Source organism: Enterobacter sp. MALB-1 (assembly GCF_041021625.1).
Classification (GTDB): domain Bacteria; phylum Pseudomonadota; class Gammaproteobacteria; order Enterobacterales; family Enterobacteriaceae; genus Enterobacter; species Enterobacter oligotrophicus.
This window is the reverse complement of sequence record NZ_JBDPJL010000001.1, coordinates 4009668-4024762: the sequence shown is the minus strand read 5'-3', so window position 1 is coordinate 4024762 and position 15095 is coordinate 4009668. Positions and strand designations below refer to the sequence as shown.

17 protein-coding genes are annotated in these 15095 nt (G+C 54.1%); 7 read left to right on the top strand and 10 right to left on the bottom strand.

The window, feature by feature from the left end:
• Positions 1–47: 47 nt before the first annotated feature.
• The 4 genes from ABGB15_RS19300 to aspA form a co-directional block, all read right to left on the bottom strand.
• The gene (locus ABGB15_RS19300) at positions 48–1736 is read right to left on the bottom strand and encodes a protein-disulfide reductase DsbD (protein WP_215723889.1); all 1689 of its coding nucleotides are present in this window, start codon (positions 1734–1736) and stop codon (positions 48–50) included.
• Positions 1712–2035, bottom strand: coding sequence for a divalent cation tolerance protein CutA (cutA, locus tag ABGB15_RS19295; RefSeq protein WP_152083163.1), 324 nt, complete (start codon positions 2033–2035; stop codon positions 1712–1714). The genes ABGB15_RS19300 and cutA overlap by 25 nt, the downstream gene beginning before the upstream one ends.
• A 113-nt stretch (positions 2036–2148) precedes the next feature.
• A complete protein-coding gene (locus tag ABGB15_RS19290; RefSeq protein ID WP_152083164.1) occupies positions 2149–3450 on the bottom strand; it encodes an anaerobic C4-dicarboxylate transporter in 1302 nt (433 codons plus the stop codon).
• Positions 3451–3567: 117 nt separating this feature from the next.
• On the bottom strand, positions 3568–5004 hold the full coding sequence (gene aspA / locus ABGB15_RS19285) for an aspartate ammonia-lyase (protein WP_152083165.1): 1437 nt from the start codon (positions 5002–5004) through the stop codon (positions 3568–3570).
• A gap of 335 nt (positions 5005–5339) precedes the next feature.
• Between aspA and ABGB15_RS19280 the strand changes: the two genes are divergently transcribed.
• The gene (locus ABGB15_RS19280) at positions 5340–5804 is read left to right on the top strand and encodes an FxsA family protein (protein WP_168927642.1); all 465 of its coding nucleotides are present in this window, start codon (positions 5340–5342) and stop codon (positions 5802–5804) included.
• A gap of 33 nt (positions 5805–5837) precedes the next feature.
• Here ABGB15_RS19280 and yjeH read toward each other — a convergent pair whose 3' ends face one another.
• On the bottom strand, positions 5838–7076 hold the full coding sequence (yjeH, locus tag ABGB15_RS19275; RefSeq protein WP_152083167.1) for an L-methionine/branched-chain amino acid transporter: 1239 nt from the start codon (positions 7074–7076) through the stop codon (positions 5838–5840).
• Positions 7077–7254: 178 nt separating this feature from the next.
• Between yjeH and ABGB15_RS19270 the strand changes: the two genes are divergently transcribed.
• On the top strand, positions 7255–7548 hold the full coding sequence (locus tag ABGB15_RS19270) for a co-chaperone GroES (protein WP_003855929.1): 294 nt from the start codon (positions 7255–7257) through the stop codon (positions 7546–7548).
• Positions 7549–7587: 39 nt separating this feature from the next.
• Positions 7588–9231, top strand: coding sequence for a chaperonin GroEL (groL, locus tag ABGB15_RS19265; RefSeq protein WP_023310114.1), 1644 nt, complete (start codon positions 7588–7590; stop codon positions 9229–9231).
• 72 nt (positions 9232–9303) lie between these two features.
• Here groL and iadA read toward each other — a convergent pair whose 3' ends face one another.
• The 3 genes from iadA to ABGB15_RS19250 are packed head-to-tail and all read right to left on the bottom strand — an operon-like array spanning position 9304 to position 11585.
• Positions 9304–10467, bottom strand: a complete 1164-nt coding sequence (gene iadA, locus ABGB15_RS19260) for a beta-aspartyl-peptidase (RefSeq protein WP_215723888.1) — start codon at positions 10465–10467, stop codon at positions 9304–9306.
• Positions 10468–10477: 10 nt separating this feature from the next.
• Entirely contained in the window at positions 10478–10939 is a 462-nt protein-coding gene (locus ABGB15_RS19255) for a YjiG family protein (protein ID WP_215723887.1), read from the bottom strand.
• Positions 10920–11585, bottom strand: a complete 666-nt coding sequence (locus ABGB15_RS19250) for a nucleoside recognition domain-containing protein (protein WP_152083171.1) — start codon at positions 11583–11585, stop codon at positions 10920–10922. The genes ABGB15_RS19255 and ABGB15_RS19250 overlap by 20 nt, the downstream gene beginning before the upstream one ends.
• Positions 11586–11818: 233 nt before the next feature.
• On the opposite strand from ABGB15_RS19250, the gene ABGB15_RS19245 reads away from it, so the two are divergent.
• Complete coding sequence (locus tag ABGB15_RS19245; RefSeq protein WP_152083172.1) at positions 11819–12172, top strand: DUF4156 domain-containing protein; 354 nt, start codon at positions 11819–11821, stop codon at positions 12170–12172.
• Between the two features lie 66 nt (positions 12173–12238).
• Here the strand turns inward: ABGB15_RS19245 and epmB are convergent, their stop codons facing one another.
• A complete protein-coding gene (gene epmB, locus ABGB15_RS19240) occupies positions 12239–13267 on the bottom strand; it encodes an EF-P beta-lysylation protein EpmB (protein ID WP_215723886.1) in 1029 nt (342 codons plus the stop codon).
• Between the two features lie 40 nt (positions 13268–13307).
• Here epmB and efp point away from each other — a divergent pair, with 40 nt between their 5' ends.
• The 3 genes from efp to ecnB all read left to right on the top strand — a co-directional run bounded on the left by efp (position 13308) and on the right by ecnB (position 14320).
• Complete coding sequence (gene efp, locus ABGB15_RS19235) at positions 13308–13874, top strand: elongation factor P (protein WP_152083174.1); 567 nt, start codon at positions 13308–13310, stop codon at positions 13872–13874.
• Positions 13875–13933: 59 nt separating this feature from the next.
• Positions 13934–14065 carry an entericidin A/B family lipoprotein gene (locus ABGB15_RS19230; protein WP_152083175.1) on the top strand — a complete coding sequence of 44 codons (132 nt, stop codon included), beginning with the start codon at positions 13934–13936 and terminating at the stop codon, positions 14063–14065.
• A 108-nt stretch (positions 14066–14173) separates the two neighbouring features.
• Positions 14174–14320 carry a lipoprotein toxin entericidin B gene (ecnB, locus tag ABGB15_RS19225; RefSeq protein ID WP_003855942.1) on the top strand — a complete coding sequence of 49 codons (147 nt, stop codon included), beginning with the start codon at positions 14174–14176 and terminating at the stop codon, positions 14318–14320.
• Between the two features lie 40 nt (positions 14321–14360).
• Here ecnB and ABGB15_RS19220 read toward each other — a convergent pair whose 3' ends face one another.
• Positions 14361–14960 (bottom strand): LuxR C-terminal-related transcriptional regulator, encoded by a 600-nt coding sequence (locus tag ABGB15_RS19220; protein WP_152083176.1) that lies wholly within the window; start codon positions 14958–14960, stop codon positions 14361–14363.
• Positions 14961–15095 lie beyond the last annotated feature (135 nt).

The window sequence follows — 15095 nt, the reverse complement described above, 5'->3', positions numbered from 1 at the left end:
GTTTTCTCCTCCGCTATTCCCACGGTTTCTCCCGTTTAAAGTGTTGTTTACGGTTGGCGATCGCGCAAATGTGCGCTGAATGCCGTTGCGTCCATAAACCCGGTTACACGCTGCATCGGTTGCTCTTCGCCTCGTTCATTGAAGAACAGAATAGTCGGCAGGCCGAGCACGTTAAGGTGCTTCAGTAGCGCTTTATCCTGCACATTATTTGCCGTGACGTTCGCCTGCAGCAGAACGGTCTCTTTCAGTGCGCTTTGTACCTGTGGATCGCTAAAGGTGTATTTTTCAAACTCTTTGCAGGCCACACACCAGTCAGCATAGAGATCGAGCATTACCGGTTTGCCATTGGCCCGCGCCAGTGCGATGTTCAGTTCATCTACGTTCTTAACCTGTGTGAAGCTCAAATGCGACTGGGTTTGGATGGCCGGTGTACCGAATGCCCAGTCCTGAAGCGGTCGCACACTCACCAGTGCGGCAGCGAGCATGAGGATTTGCACCAGACGCATCCACGGTTTTTTCGCCCCCAGGCTGACGATAAATGCCCAGCCGAAGAACGCAACACCGAGCATTGCCCACAGCCGCATGCCCCACACGTCACCAATGATGCGCTCCAGCAGGAACACCGGTAGCGCCAGAATGACAAAGCCAAACGCGGTTTTTACCGTCTCCATCCACGGGCCGCTCTTCGGCAGCAGACGGTTGCCAAACACCGTCACCAGGATCAGCGGCAGACCCATGCCCAGCGCGTAGAGGTATAACGTACCGCCGCCGAGCCACATATTGCCGCTCTGGGCGATGTACAACAGGATGGCGCTGAGCGGGGCTGTGGTGCATGGTGAGCAAATTAACCCGGCAATCGCGCCCATCGCAAATACACCGCCTGCAGAGCCTCCCTGCTGACGGTTACTCAGCAGGGTTAAACGGGTTTGCAAGGAAGATGGCAACTGCAGCGTGAACAGGCCAAACATTGACAGGGCCAGCAGGATAAACACCGCCGACAGGCCAATGAGCACATAAGGGTGCTGGAGTGCTGCCTGAAACTGGAGTCCGGCCGCGGCGACCACCAGGCCAAGCGCGGTGTAGGTCAGCGCCATACCTTGCACATAGATGAAGGCCAGCAGCAGTGCGCGTGCGGTCGAGAGACGTTGCTTACCGCCAAGCACAATCCCGGAAATCAGCGGGTACATTGGCAGTACGCACGGCGTAAAGGCAATGCCGATGCCGATCAGTAAAGCCCAGAGTGCAGAGAAGGGAAGATCTGCGCGGTCTTCGCCTTTCTTCTCAGGAAGGGGAGGGGAAACAGCGGCGGCGTTGACTTCACTGAGCGGAACCACTTTCGTTTCCGGCGGATAGCAGAAGCCTGCATCGGCACAGCCCTGATACGTCACGGTCAGCGTTGCACCTTTACCGGCCTGAACCACCGTAACGGGAACGCTTAAGCGCTGGCGATAGATTTCGCTTTTGCCATAGAACTCGTCTTCGTGCCACTCGCCAGCGGGCATCTGCAGTGCGCCCACGTTAGCCTTTGCAGGCGTGATGCTCACCTGCTTGCGGTAGAGGTAATAACCCTCTTTCACCTGCCAGGTCAGGCTGAGATCGTGCTGATTTTGCTGAAAGTCGAAAACAAATGCCCGATCGGCAGGGATAAAATTCGAACGGCCGGGAGCATCAAATAACCCGGCAAATACTGACGTGCTGCACAGCAGCAGGATCAGCGTAAGGACGCGTTGAGCCATGAGAGATAATCGTTATCGCCGTGGACCACTGGCAGCACCAGCAGCTCTGGGGTTTGGTAAGGATGATGAGACTTGAGGCAATCGAGAAGAGCCTGCTGGTTCGCCAGATTGGTTTTGAGCAGCATCTGGACTTCGTACTCCTGCTCCAGCTTGCCTTCCCAGTAATAGAGGGAGGTCGCACCAGGGAGAAGTGTGACGCAGGCTGCCAGTTTGTCGGCCAGCACTTTGGCGGCGAGATCCTGGGCAGAGGCTTCATCCGGGGCGGTACACAGTACAACAACAGCATCAGGCGTGTTCACAAGTTGACCTCCTCATCACGAAAGTCTTCACTATATCACGCAAGGCGATTGCTCATTAATGAAACGGGCCGCAGAGCGGCCCGTTTTTAACTTTTTTTACCATCACTAACCGTTTACAACACAACGCCACCGATGATAAAGCCGAGGATAACGCAAAGCGAAATCGCGACCACACCAGGGATCAGGAAGGCGTGGTTAAACACGTACTTACCGATGCGCGTTGAGCCGGTGTCATCCATTTCAACCGCTGCCAGCAGGGTTGGATAGGTTGGCAGAACGAACAATGCAGAAACCGCCGCGAAAGAGGCAATCGCCGTCAGTGGTGACACGCCCAGCATCAGTGCCGCAGGCATCAGCGCTTTGGTAGTCGCTGCCTGGGAGTAGAGCAGGGTGGCGGCAAAGAACAGTACCACCGCCAGCAGCCACGGGTAGTTGTGCAGCAGGTCGCCCGCAACGGTCTGGATATCGCTGATGTGTGCCTTCACGAAAGTGTCACCGAGCCATGCCACGCCCAGCACACACACGCAGGCGCTCATACCTGATTTAAAGGTACTGGCGTTCAGCACTTCGCTGGTGTCGATTTTACAGGTAATGCTAATCAGCGTGGCGATGGTCAGCATGAACACCACGATCGCTTCGTTACGTGGCAGAACCGGGTTCTGGATCAGGCCCACGGTGTCACTGATGGCGGTTGCGTAGAACATCACTGCGACAATGCCGATCAGGAACAGCACCACAGAGCGTTTCGCGTGTGGTTTCAGTTCAAAGACCTGGCTACCGCGCAGCTTCACTTCACCTTTCGCCAGACGCTCCTGGTAAACCGGATCGTCTTTCAGTTCTGCGCCGAGGAAGTTACACAGCACAGCGGTTATCATCACGGCAATCAGGGTGACCGGAATACAGATCGCCAGCAGCGTCAGATAGCTCACGCCCATCGGCTCAAGAATTCCCGCGAAGAAAACCACGGCGGCAGAAATTGGCGAGGCAGTAATCGCAATCTGTGACGCCACGACGGCAATAGAGAGCGGACGGGACGGGCGAATGCCCTGCTCTTTTGCCACTTCGGTAATCACCGGCAGCGTGGAGAAGGCGGTGTGGCCAGTACCGGCAAGAATGGTCATAAACCATGTCACCAGCGGAGCAAGGAAGGTGATGTATTTTGGATGGCGGCGCAGCATGCGCTCCGCCAGGCTCACCAGATAGTCCATACCGCCTGCGACCTGCATGGCCGCGATAGCAGCAATAACTGCCATGATGATTTCGATGACGTCAAACGGGATTGCGCCGGGTTTAATCTGAAAGATAAGGGTAAGAACGAGCACCCCGAGGCCACCGGCAAAACCGATGCCAATCCCTCCGAGTCTTGCTCCCAGGTAAATCGCCAACAAGACGATGACGAGTTCTGCTCCAAACATAAGTGCCTACCTTGTTTATTAACAAGTTGATATTGAAATGTTGTGTAATTGGTAATGCTTAAAAAGAAAAAAGGCACGTCACAAGTGACGTGCCTTTCGGAAGCCTAGCCTGAACGGTTACTGTTCGCTTTCATCGGTATATCGTTTCGCTTTATATGCCGGGTGCATCAGATTTTGCGCCGAGAAGATATCGTCCAGTTCGGCTTCAGTCAACAGCCCGCGCTCCAGAACGACTTCACGCACGCTTTTACCGGTTTCGGCACAAATCTTACCGACGATGTCGCCGTTATGGTGGCCGATGAACGGGTTGAGGTAGGTCACAATCCCAATGGAGTTGAATACATAGCCTTCACACACGGATTTGTTCGCGGTGATACCGTTAATGCATTTTTCCAGCAGGTTGTAGCAGGCGTTGGTCAGGATGTGGATAGACTCAAACATCGCCTGGCCAATCACTGGCTCCATCACGTTCAGCTGCAACTGACCGGCTTCAGAGGCCATGGTCACGGTGGTGTCGTTACCGATGACTTTGAAGCAAACCTGGTTCACCACTTCTGGTACAACCGGGTTCACTTTGGCTGGCATGATGGACGAACCGGCCTGCAATTCTGGCAGGTTGATTTCGTTCAGGCCAGCGCGCGGGCCGGAAGAGAGCAGGCGCAGGTCGTTACAGATTTTAGACAGTTTCACCGCCAGACGTTTCAGGGCGCTGTGTACCATGACGTACGCGCCGCAGTCAGACGTTGCTTCAATCAGGTCTTCTGCAGGCACTACCGGCAGATTAGAAACTTCAGCTAGCTTCTGTACCGCCAGTTGCTGGTAGCCGTCTGGGGTGTTCAGGCGTGTACCGATGGCGGTTGCGCCGAGGTTCACTTCCAGTAACAGTTCAGACGTGCGCAGCAGGTTTTTGGTTTCTTCATTCAGCAGCACGTTAAACGCGTGGAACTCCTGACCGAGGGTCATTGGAACCGCGTCCTGCAATTGGGTACGACCCATTTTCAGAATGTCCTGGAACTCAACCGCTTTACGCTGGAAGCCATCGCCCAGTTGATTGATCGCATCGACCAGTTTCACCACCGAGGCGTATACCGCAATGCGGAAGCCGGTAGGGTAGGCGTCGTTAGTGGACTGGCATTTATTAACGTGGTCGTTCGGGTTGAGGTACTGGTATTCACCTTTTTGATGACCCATCAGCTCCAGGCCGATGTTTGCCAGCACTTCGTTGGTATTCATGTTGACGGAAGTACCCGCGCCGCCCTGATAGACGTCAATCGGGAACTGATCCATGCATTTGCCGTTGTTCAGCACTTCATCGCAGGCGGCGATAATCGCATTTGCAGCGCTTTTGGGGATGGTCTGCAGCTCTTTATTTGCCATTGCTGCCGCTTTCTTAACCATAACCATGCCACGTACAAATTCAGGGATGTCGCTGATTTTGCTGTTGCTGATGTAGAAGTTTTCAATCGCTCTCAGAGTGTGAATACCATAGTAGGCATCCGCTGGAACTTCCCTGGTACCCAACAAATCTTCTTCGATACGAATGTTGTTTAACATGTGAACCTTCTTTTCAAGCTGCCGATGGATTGTACTAAACACACAGTATATATGTGGTTTTGAATATTTTCTGACCGACGATTATTCCCTCAATCAGCCAGATGTTCGAGATCATATGCTGATGATAGCGAATTGCCGTAATCTGGATCACTTATTATCGTCCCGATCCCATGATAATTATTAATCTGTGAAATGAGTCACCGCTTTAATATTTCCGAAAAAAATATCCGTGCAAACCGATTGAATTTTGGCTAACCGCCACCATGTCTTACAGACGCGTTTCGCGAACACATTCAGACAGGGGCCCTATGGCACCTGCCACACAGGAGATGCCAGTGCGCTGGATACCGTTTATTGCTTTCTTTCTCTATGTTTACATTGAGATTTCCATTTTCATCCAGGTTGCTCATGTGCTGGGCGTCCTGCTGACGCTGATCCTGGTGATTTTCACCTCCGTCATCGGCATGTCGCTGGTGCGTAATCAGGGTTTCAAAAACTTCTTGTTAATGCAGCAGAAGATGGCCGCAGGCGAAAGCCCGGCAGCCGAGATGATCAAAAGCGTATCGCTGATTATTGCGGGCCTGCTGCTTATTCTGCCGGGCTTCTTCACCGACTTCCTCGGCCTTTTACTGCTTTTGCCGCCGGTGCAAAAACACCTGACCATGAAGCTGTTGCCGCATTTGCGCTTTAGCCGTATGCCGGGCGGAGGCTTCAGTACAGGGCCGGGCGATACCTTCGACGGGGAGTATCAGCGCAAGGATGAACAGCGCGACCGTTTAGATCATAAAGACGATCGGTGATTTTTTTGCCCGGTGGCGCTTCGCTTACCGGGCCTACGAATTTTGCCGCTTCGGTAAAAATACCCACAGCCCCGCCAGCATGACAATGGCGTACAAACTCTTCCATCCCACCATCGCCAGCAACAGTAAGCAAAGTACACCCCCGACGACCGCCAGTGCTTTATAGCGTCCTTTGAGCAAACGACAGCCCGCCAGCATGCAGAGCAGGTAGATCATGATGAAAATGCCATTGGCGTAGACGATCAACGCATCGAGATTGATATTCAATGCATAAATGCATAGCGAACTCAGAACGCAGCAGCCCAGCACGGCATTCAGCGCATTCAGCGGCAGCTGACGTTTGGATAACCGCGCGAGGCGGCTCTCAGGTTTGTAGCGCGCCTGCGACCACACCAGCCGGGCGAAGCTCTGGATATAAATGTTGAGGCTGGCAAAGCAGGCGAGGTAGCCGATGACGCAGGCGACCCACAGTGCCTTCACACCGAACAATTCAACCACGATGCCCGGCAGCGAGGCGGCAGCGGCTTTATCCGCGCCGAACGCGTTAAAGTGTAATACCAGCACGGTACAGGCCCAGTAGACCGAGCCGGCCAACAGCAGGCCAATCATCAGGGCGCGCGGAAAATCCCGCTCGGGTTGCTTAAACTCCGACGCCAGATGGGCAAAGGCTTCCAGACCGACAAAGCACCAGAACATCACTGAAAGCGCGGCAAACAGTTGTGAATGGTCGACTTCCGTCAATACCGGGAATGGGATTTCCGCCACGGTGATATCACCCGCCCACCAGATAGCGGCAATGAGTGCGACGATCAGCACCGCGACCAGCGTTTGGAGGTTGGCGCTGGAGCTTGCTCCCCGTGAGCCCACCCACCAGACAATCGCCAGCGTACCCAGCTCCGCAAGCAGCAGTTGTTCGTTATGCCAGCCAAACAGCGCCTGCCCAAAGCCGGTCGCGATGTGTAACGCTGCAGGCAGGCCAACCGGGATAACGGAGAGAAACAGCCAGCCGGTGACGCGCTCAAGACGCGGGCCAAACGCCATCCCGACAAAATGCGCCACACCGCCCGCGCTGGGAAAATGTCGTCCGAGGATGGCGAAGACAATTGCCACCGGGAACACCAGTACAATCAGCACCGGCCACGCCCACAAACTGTTATTTCCGGCCACCAGTGCCGCCAGTGCGGGAACCGCGAAGACACCCGTGCCTAGCAAGGAAGTTGAGAGTAAGCCAACGCCCTGTGCCAGCCCCAACTCCTGTTTGAGTCCACTCATTGACATCGTCCTGCCACCACCTAAAGAGAGGCGATGGTAACACTTTCGCAAATTTTTTTTCGACTCCCCCTTGAAGGGGGAAAAAGCTATCCCCATCTCTCAGGGCACTAGTCGGAAAACCGCGTGCGGACCGGCGTCATCCATAACTGATAATGACTTTCTCAAAGGAGAGCTATCAATGAGTATTCGTCCGTTACATGATCGTGTGATCGTCAAACGTAAAGAAGTTGAAACCAAGTCTGCTGGCGGCATCGTTCTGACCGGTTCTGCAGCAGCAAAATCAACGCGTGGCGAAATCATCGCTGTCGGTAAGGGCCGCATCCTGGAAAACGGAACTGTGCAGCCACTGGACGTTAAAGTTGGTGACATCGTAATTTTCAACGATGGCTACGGCGTGAAATCCGAGAAGATCGACAATGAAGAAGTGTTGATCATGTCCGAGAGCGACATTCTGGCAATTGTTGAAGCGTAATTTACGCACGAAACTGTACGAATTTGAGGAAATAAGAACATGGCAGCTAAAGACGTAAAATTCGGTAACGACGCTCGTGTAAAAATGCTCCGCGGCGTAAACGTACTGGCAGACGCAGTGAAAGTCACTCTGGGCCCGAAAGGCCGTAACGTAGTGCTGGATAAATCCTTCGGCGCGCCAACCATCACTAAAGATGGTGTTTCTGTTGCACGTGAAATCGAGCTGGAAGACAAGTTCGAAAACATGGGTGCGCAGATGGTGAAAGAAGTGGCCTCTAAAGCGAACGACGCTGCAGGCGACGGCACCACCACCGCAACCGTACTGGCGCAGGCGATCATCACTGAAGGGCTGAAAGCCGTTGCTGCGGGCATGAACCCAATGGATCTAAAACGTGGTATCGACAAAGCTGTCGCCTCCGCTGTTGAAGAACTGAAAGCGCTGTCCGTACCGTGCTCTGACTCTAAAGCCATTGCGCAGGTAGGTACTATCTCCGCTAACTCCGACGAAACCGTAGGTAAACTGATCGCTGAAGCGATGGATAAAGTCGGTAAAGAAGGCGTGATCACCGTTGAAGACGGTACCGGTCTGGAAGACGAACTGGACGTGGTTGAAGGTATGCAGTTCGACCGCGGTTACCTGTCCCCATACTTCATCAACAAGCCAGAGACTGGCGCTGTTGAGCTGGAAAGCCCGTTCATCCTGCTGGCTGACAAAAAAATCTCCAACATCCGCGAAATGCTGCCTGTTCTGGAAGCCGTTGCGAAAGCAGGTAAACCGCTGGTTATCATCGCTGAAGACGTTGAAGGCGAAGCGCTGGCGACCCTGGTGGTTAACACCATGCGCGGCATCGTGAAAGTGGCTGCGGTTAAAGCACCTGGCTTCGGCGATCGCCGTAAAGCGATGCTGCAGGATATCGCTACCCTGACCGGCGGTACCGTGATCTCTGAAGAGATCGGTATGGAGCTGGAAAAAGCGACCCTGGAAGACCTGGGCCAGGCGAAACGCGTTGTGATCAACAAAGACACCACCACCATCATCGACGGTGTGGGTGAAGAAGCCGCTATTCAGGGCCGTGTTGGTCAGATCCGTAAGCAGATCGAAGAAGCAACGTCCGATTACGACCGTGAAAAACTGCAGGAGCGCGTAGCGAAACTGGCAGGCGGCGTTGCGGTAATCAAAGTCGGTGCGGCTACCGAAGTTGAAATGAAAGAGAAAAAAGCACGCGTTGACGATGCCCTGCACGCGACCCGTGCTGCGGTAGAAGAAGGCGTAGTTGCGGGTGGTGGTGTCGCGCTGGTGCGTGTTGCCGCTAAACTGGCTGGCCTGACCGCTCAGAACGAAGATCAGAACGTGGGTATCAAAGTTGCGCTGCGCGCGATGGAAGCCCCTCTGCGTCAGATCGTTTCTAACGCCGGTGAAGAGCCATCTGTTGTTGCGAACAACGTGAAAGCGGGCGAAGGTAACTACGGTTACAACGCTGCAACTGAAGAATACGGCAACATGATCGACTTCGGTATCCTGGACCCAACGAAAGTGACTCGTTCTGCTCTGCAGTACGCGGCATCTGTTGCTGGTCTGATGATCACTACCGAGTGCATGGTGACCGACCTGCCTAAAGGTGACGCGCCTGACTTAGGTGCTGCTGGCATGGGCGGCATGGGTGGTATGGGCGGCATGATGTAATCATGTTGTTCTGACCCCTTCAGAACGGAAACCCCAGGCAGCGATGCCTGGGGTTTTTTATTGCCTGTCCCACTATTCAAAGGTGCCTTTGACGCATACGGTGCCTTCGCGCACCATCTGGCGGCCTTTGGCCCAGACCTCACGAATCTTCAGTTCATCCGTCAGCACCAGAAAATCGGCATCGCAACCGGGTATGAGCTGGCCCTTATGCGCCAGTCCGAGAAACTCCGCCACGTTGCGGGTGAACGGGAGAAGCGCCTCCTCAAGCGGCAGATGATACTCTTTGACCAACCGTTGCAGCGTCTCCGGCAGGGACTCGAAACCCGCAACGCCAATGCCCACCAGATTGCCGTTGGTGTCAAAATTCGGCTGGCTGCCGTTACCGTCTGAGCTGAGAGTGAGCCGGTTAAACGGCACCTGTGCTTCACGGGCCGTCACGATGGCGCTGGCTGCATCAATAGGTTCGCTGATGCTGGTGGTGATATCGATATAGCCCCCTTCGCGGGCATAGTTCAGGGCGGCGAGGAACAGTGCGTGGGCGCGGTTAACGTGCGTCGGCAGCAGCTTCGTCCGGGGAACATCGGCGTTATTCAGGATGTTAAACAGCGGCTCCAGCAGTTTTGGACTGTTGCCGAGATGGAAAACCGATATCCCAGCTTTGCCACCTAATAGCCCGCCCACGCGGGACTGTGCAGCCATGTTAGCGAGCTGATCATTACCCGGAGCAGAAGAACGATGGTCGGACACTGCGCACTTTACGCCAATGATCTTATCAATCAGAGCCACATCTCTCTCAATGCTGCCGGTAATGGTTGGCGAGGGAAGCCCGTAGGCACCCGTCAACATCCATGCGCTGATCCCTTCATGCTCAAGCGCCCGCGTTTTTACCAGCAGCGATTCGGGATGACGCGTCACGCCGTCAGTACCCAGTAAGCCGACCACGGAGGTGATACCCGCCGCCACGAGCGCGGACAACCGCACCTCCGGAGTGCGGGTATGCGGACCCGCCTCACCGCCGCCGCCGATAAGATGGACATGCTGATCGATAAATCCAGGGCAAACCACCGCCCCGGCAAGATCGCTTTCCGGGCAGTCCGGCCACGCTTTAACGTGGCCCGTTTTTTCAATCGCCACGATTTTTCCCGCGGCGATCAGCAGATCGCAACGCCCGCGATTCTCCGGGGCGTAAAGTTGTGCATTGCGGAAAAGGTGGGGGTCGAGCACTGAAAAATCCATTTTTATGTCCTCAGAAGAGTAGCTGCATCACCCACATAGAAAGCAGGGCGTTAATGATGCAGAGGGTAATAATGTGCGGATAATACTTAGGGTTCACGCCTGCGGTGCCCAGACAACGGCCCGTGTTTTGCACCGGATTGCCCATCAGGTAGATTGCGGGCAGCAGGATGGTGGCATCGTGGCCGTTAAGTGTGCCAGCGGCGACCAGGCTGGCGCAGACGCCCACACCGCCGCCCATGCTCATCACCGAGGCCAGTAACACCGTCGCTGCCGCGCCCGGAAGTCCCCACAGCGCCATGATCGGTTCACAGACCTTACCGACAATATCCAGCAGGCCGGTAACCTTAAGCGCCTGAATGATGACAAATGCCATGACCACGTTCGGGAGCAGGCTGGTGGTGGCGATGGTAAAGCCGCGACGAGCGCCCTCAATAAACAGATCCATAATATTTTTACGCGGTTGGGCGATCATTTTTTTCCTCCTTTACGGGTTGCCCTTCCATGTGGGCGATCCACAGGCGAAGGACGTTAGCGCCAACAAATTTAAACACCAGAATCACGGCCAGCGGTGTAATCACCGGCACTGTAATGAAGGTGAAGAGTGCGGCACCGGAAGAAAAATAGTTGGTAATGATGGCGCTACCGCTGGTCTGAAAGGTCGCGAAAATGGCGCGCTCCTGGTCGGTAATTGCGCCTTCGTCGGTCAGCTCTTTTGTCATCCCAGCCGCAGCGTCGGTGTTTTGCAGGTTGGCGATCAGCGCCAGGGAGCATATTCCCGGCACGCCAAGCAGTGGGCGTAAAATGGGCGTCATAAGCTGTTGCGCCGCACGTAACCCCCCTAATCCCTCGGTCACAGCGATAATACCGAGCGATAAAATGACCGAAGGAGCCAGTTCAAGGGCAAATAAGAACCCGTCTTTTGCCCCTGTGCCACCCTCACCGCGAAACGTCAGCGCACCGTTCACCGGGCCAAAGCTGCCGTTTAGGACGGTAAAGTCCAGTACCCGCCACCATTCGGTACTTTTGGCGAAAAACCCTGAGAAAAAGACAATGGTAAGCACGAACGCCAGATAGCCCACCCATGTCACTTTTTCCTCTCCTGAGGATGATGTACTCATGAAGCCCCCTTTTTAGTTGCGTACAAAAGTTGTACGTCGCACCACTAAAAACGATTAAGGGCAAAAACACGATATCCCTAAGGGTAATATCAGAATTCATTTAGGATGTCGGAGGAGTACAGGGCGGAACCTGGCTCGCAGAAATGTCCTGGGGTTTTTCTTTTGGTCATCTTTTAGGTATAAGATTTACACACGGACAACTACAGTCCAGCTTATTGAAAACGAGGAATAACATGCGCGTAAAAGTCTGTGCAGGGATCGTAGGGGCAGCATTGCTGCTGGCGGGTTGCAGCTCCAGTAACGAGCTGTCGGCAGCGGGCCAGGGTGTTCGCTTTGTAGAAGATAAGCCGGGCAGTGAATGCCAGCTGTTAGGCTCGGCAACCGGTGAGCAGAGCAACTGGATGTCGGGTCAGCACGGTGAGGAGGGCGGCTCTATGCGCGGCGCGGCGAATGCCCTGCGTAACCAGGCTGCGGCAATGGGCGGCAATGTGATTTACGGTGTGAGCAGCCCAACGCAGGGGATGCTGTCCAGCTTCGTGCCAACGGCCAGCCAGATGAGCGGCCAGGTCTATAAGTGCCCGAACTGATGTAAATTGCTGATGGCGCTGCGTCTGCCTCCTGTAGGGCAGGTAAGCGTAGCGCCATCTGCCTTTTTAGTGTTGCCGCAGTTGCAAATCCAGCGGCGTCTTGCTCGGCTCACCGCCAATCTCGCGCGCCAGCTTCGGCACCATATAGCCTGAAACCAGCGTTAACAGTTCGCGCATAATCTGCCGGGCTTCTTCGTCTGTCACCATGAAATGTGCTGCACCCTGAACGCGATCCAGCACGTGCAGGTAATAGGGCATCACGCCCGCATCAAACAATGCGTTGCTCAGGTCCGCCAGTACGCGGGCGCTATCATTCACGCCACGCAGCAGTACGCTCTGGTTCAGCAGCGTCACGCCTGCCTTACGCAGACGCGCCATTGCCGCACGGAACGCCTCATCGATTTCATTCGCGTGGTTGATATGGTTCACCAGCAGCACCTGCAAACGAGACTGCTCAAATCGTGATACCAGCCCGTCAGTGATCCGCGCCGGAATGACTATCGGTAAACGGCTATGAATGCGCAGACGCTTAATGTGCGGGATGGCTTCAAGCTGGGTCAGCAACCAGTCCAGCTCATGATCTTTTGCCATCAGTGGGTCACCGCCGGAAAAAATAATCTCATCCAGCTCCGGATGTGCCGCGATATAGTCCAGCGCTACCTGCCAGTTACGCTTATTTCCCTGATTTTCGGCATACGGGAAGTGTCGGCGGAAGCAATAGCGGCAATTGACCGCGCAGCCGCCTTTAACCAGCAGCAGGGCGCGGTTCAGGTACTTGTGCAGTAGTCCCGGCACCACGCTGTTCTGCTCTTCCAGCGGATCGGTGCTGTAACCTGGCGCAGTAATAAATTCATCACGCGAGGTAAGCGTCTGTTTTAATAACGGATCGTCAGGGTTACCTTTCTCCATCCGGGCAACAAACGCACGGGGAACGCGCAGGGCAAAAAGGCGCTTCGCCTCGCGGCCAGCGAGCAACTCTTGATGCTGTTCGAGGTCTAAAAGACGCAGCAATTCATCAGGACTGGTGATTACATCGGCAAGTTGCGATAACCAATCTTCTCTGGATGGGGTATTTAGGGTTACAATATGCGCCATTTTGTGGCTTAGCTACCAGTTAACAAATTTAGAGGGCCTTATGGCAACGTACTATAGCAACGATTTTCGTGCTGGTCTTAAAATCATGATGGACGGCGAACCGTATGCGGTTGAAGCCAGCGAATTCGTTAAACCAGGTAAAGGCCAGGCATTTGCGCGCGTTAAGCTGCGTCGCCTGCTGACTGGTACTCGTGTTGAGAAAACCTTCAAGTCTACTGACTCCGCTGAAGGCGCTGATGTTGTCGATATGAACCTGACTTACCTGTACAACGACGGTGAGTTCTGGCACTTCATGAACAACGAAACGTTCGAACAACTGTCTGCTGACGCTAAAGCAATTGGCGATAGCGGCAAATGGCTGCTGGATCAGGCTGAGTGCATCGTGACTCTGTGGAACGGCCAGCCTATCGCTGTGACTCCACCGAACTTCGTAGAACTGGAAATCATCGAAACCGATCCAGGTCTGAAAGGTGATACCGCAGGTACTGGCGGCAAACCAGCAACCCTGTCTACCGGTGCAGTGGTTAAAGTTCCACTGTTCGTTCAGATCGGTGAAGTGATCAAAGTGGATACCCGCTCCGGCGAATACGTATCCCGCGTGAAGTAATTCATGTAAATGATGAACGGCGCAGCGCCCGCTGCGCCTGATTTTGGCAGGCAGGGATGATGAAACGTACCGTTAAAATTCTGCTTTTACTCGTGCTGTCCGGCGCGTGCCTTTCCGGATGCAATACTGCGCGTGGTGTGGGTGAAGATATCCAGGATCTCGGCCATATCATTTCGCACGCGGCCAGCTAATCTCCTCTAATTTTCCTAAAAACGCTTCCTTTTCCGTCAAACGTCGGGATCTTGTCTATTCTTAAGTTGCTATACACAAAACAACTTTGGCTATAAAAGGAAGATATTATGGTTAAGAAAACAATTGCAGCGATCTTTTCTGTTCTGGTGCTCTCTTCAGTGCTGACTGCATGTAATACCACTCGTGGCGTGGGGGAAGATATCTCCGACGGTGGTAACGCTATTTCTGGCGCAGCGACGAAAGCGCAGAACTAATGACGTATGGACGGTACGGCGCGTAACGTTCACCGTACCGTCAATTCTCCACTTCCTGCAGAGATAAAAACGGGGAGAAGCGCGTATCCATATGCAGTTTCATACGGATATTTCGTTTGTAGGTATAAACCGTTTTCCCGTTGATGCTCAGATGGCTGGCAATCTTCTGGTTGCTCGCGCCGTCCATCCATAAATTCAGCACTTTCTCCTCCTGCCGGGTGAGCAAGGGGGCAGCAGCCTGCGGTATTTCAACGCTTGCACATGATGTAAGCGCATCATTAATGACGCCCGCCAGTGCCTCAAGGTCAGTTTTCTTTAACAGAGAAGACCAGACCGGGAACTGCGCCAGATAGTCTGACATGTCCTGTGCTTCCCCCGACTGCAGCAGAATAAAAGGCAATGTTTCACTGGCAATCAACAGTGATGAGAGCTGCTGGAAATGGTGAATATCTTGTCGGAAACCGTGTAAGTCAGCGATGACCAGCGTCGGTTTCCATTGCAGAATATGCTCTCTGGCGAGAAAAAGGTTATTCAGCCCGGTCACAACGAAGTGACCAGGGAACAGACCAGAATGATTGAGCCATGCTTCAAATCCCGCACGGGTGAAGTGACAACGGTCAATCAAAAGAATTTTGAACATAATAGATTCGCAGTCGGCTAGAGGTTTGGCTTCCTGCCATCAGAAAGCACACCATCATAGGGAAGTCGGATGAGCGATAAATGCCTGAACTACGCGGCATACTGAGGCTATTTCTTGCCTTAACGCGTTCAGCAC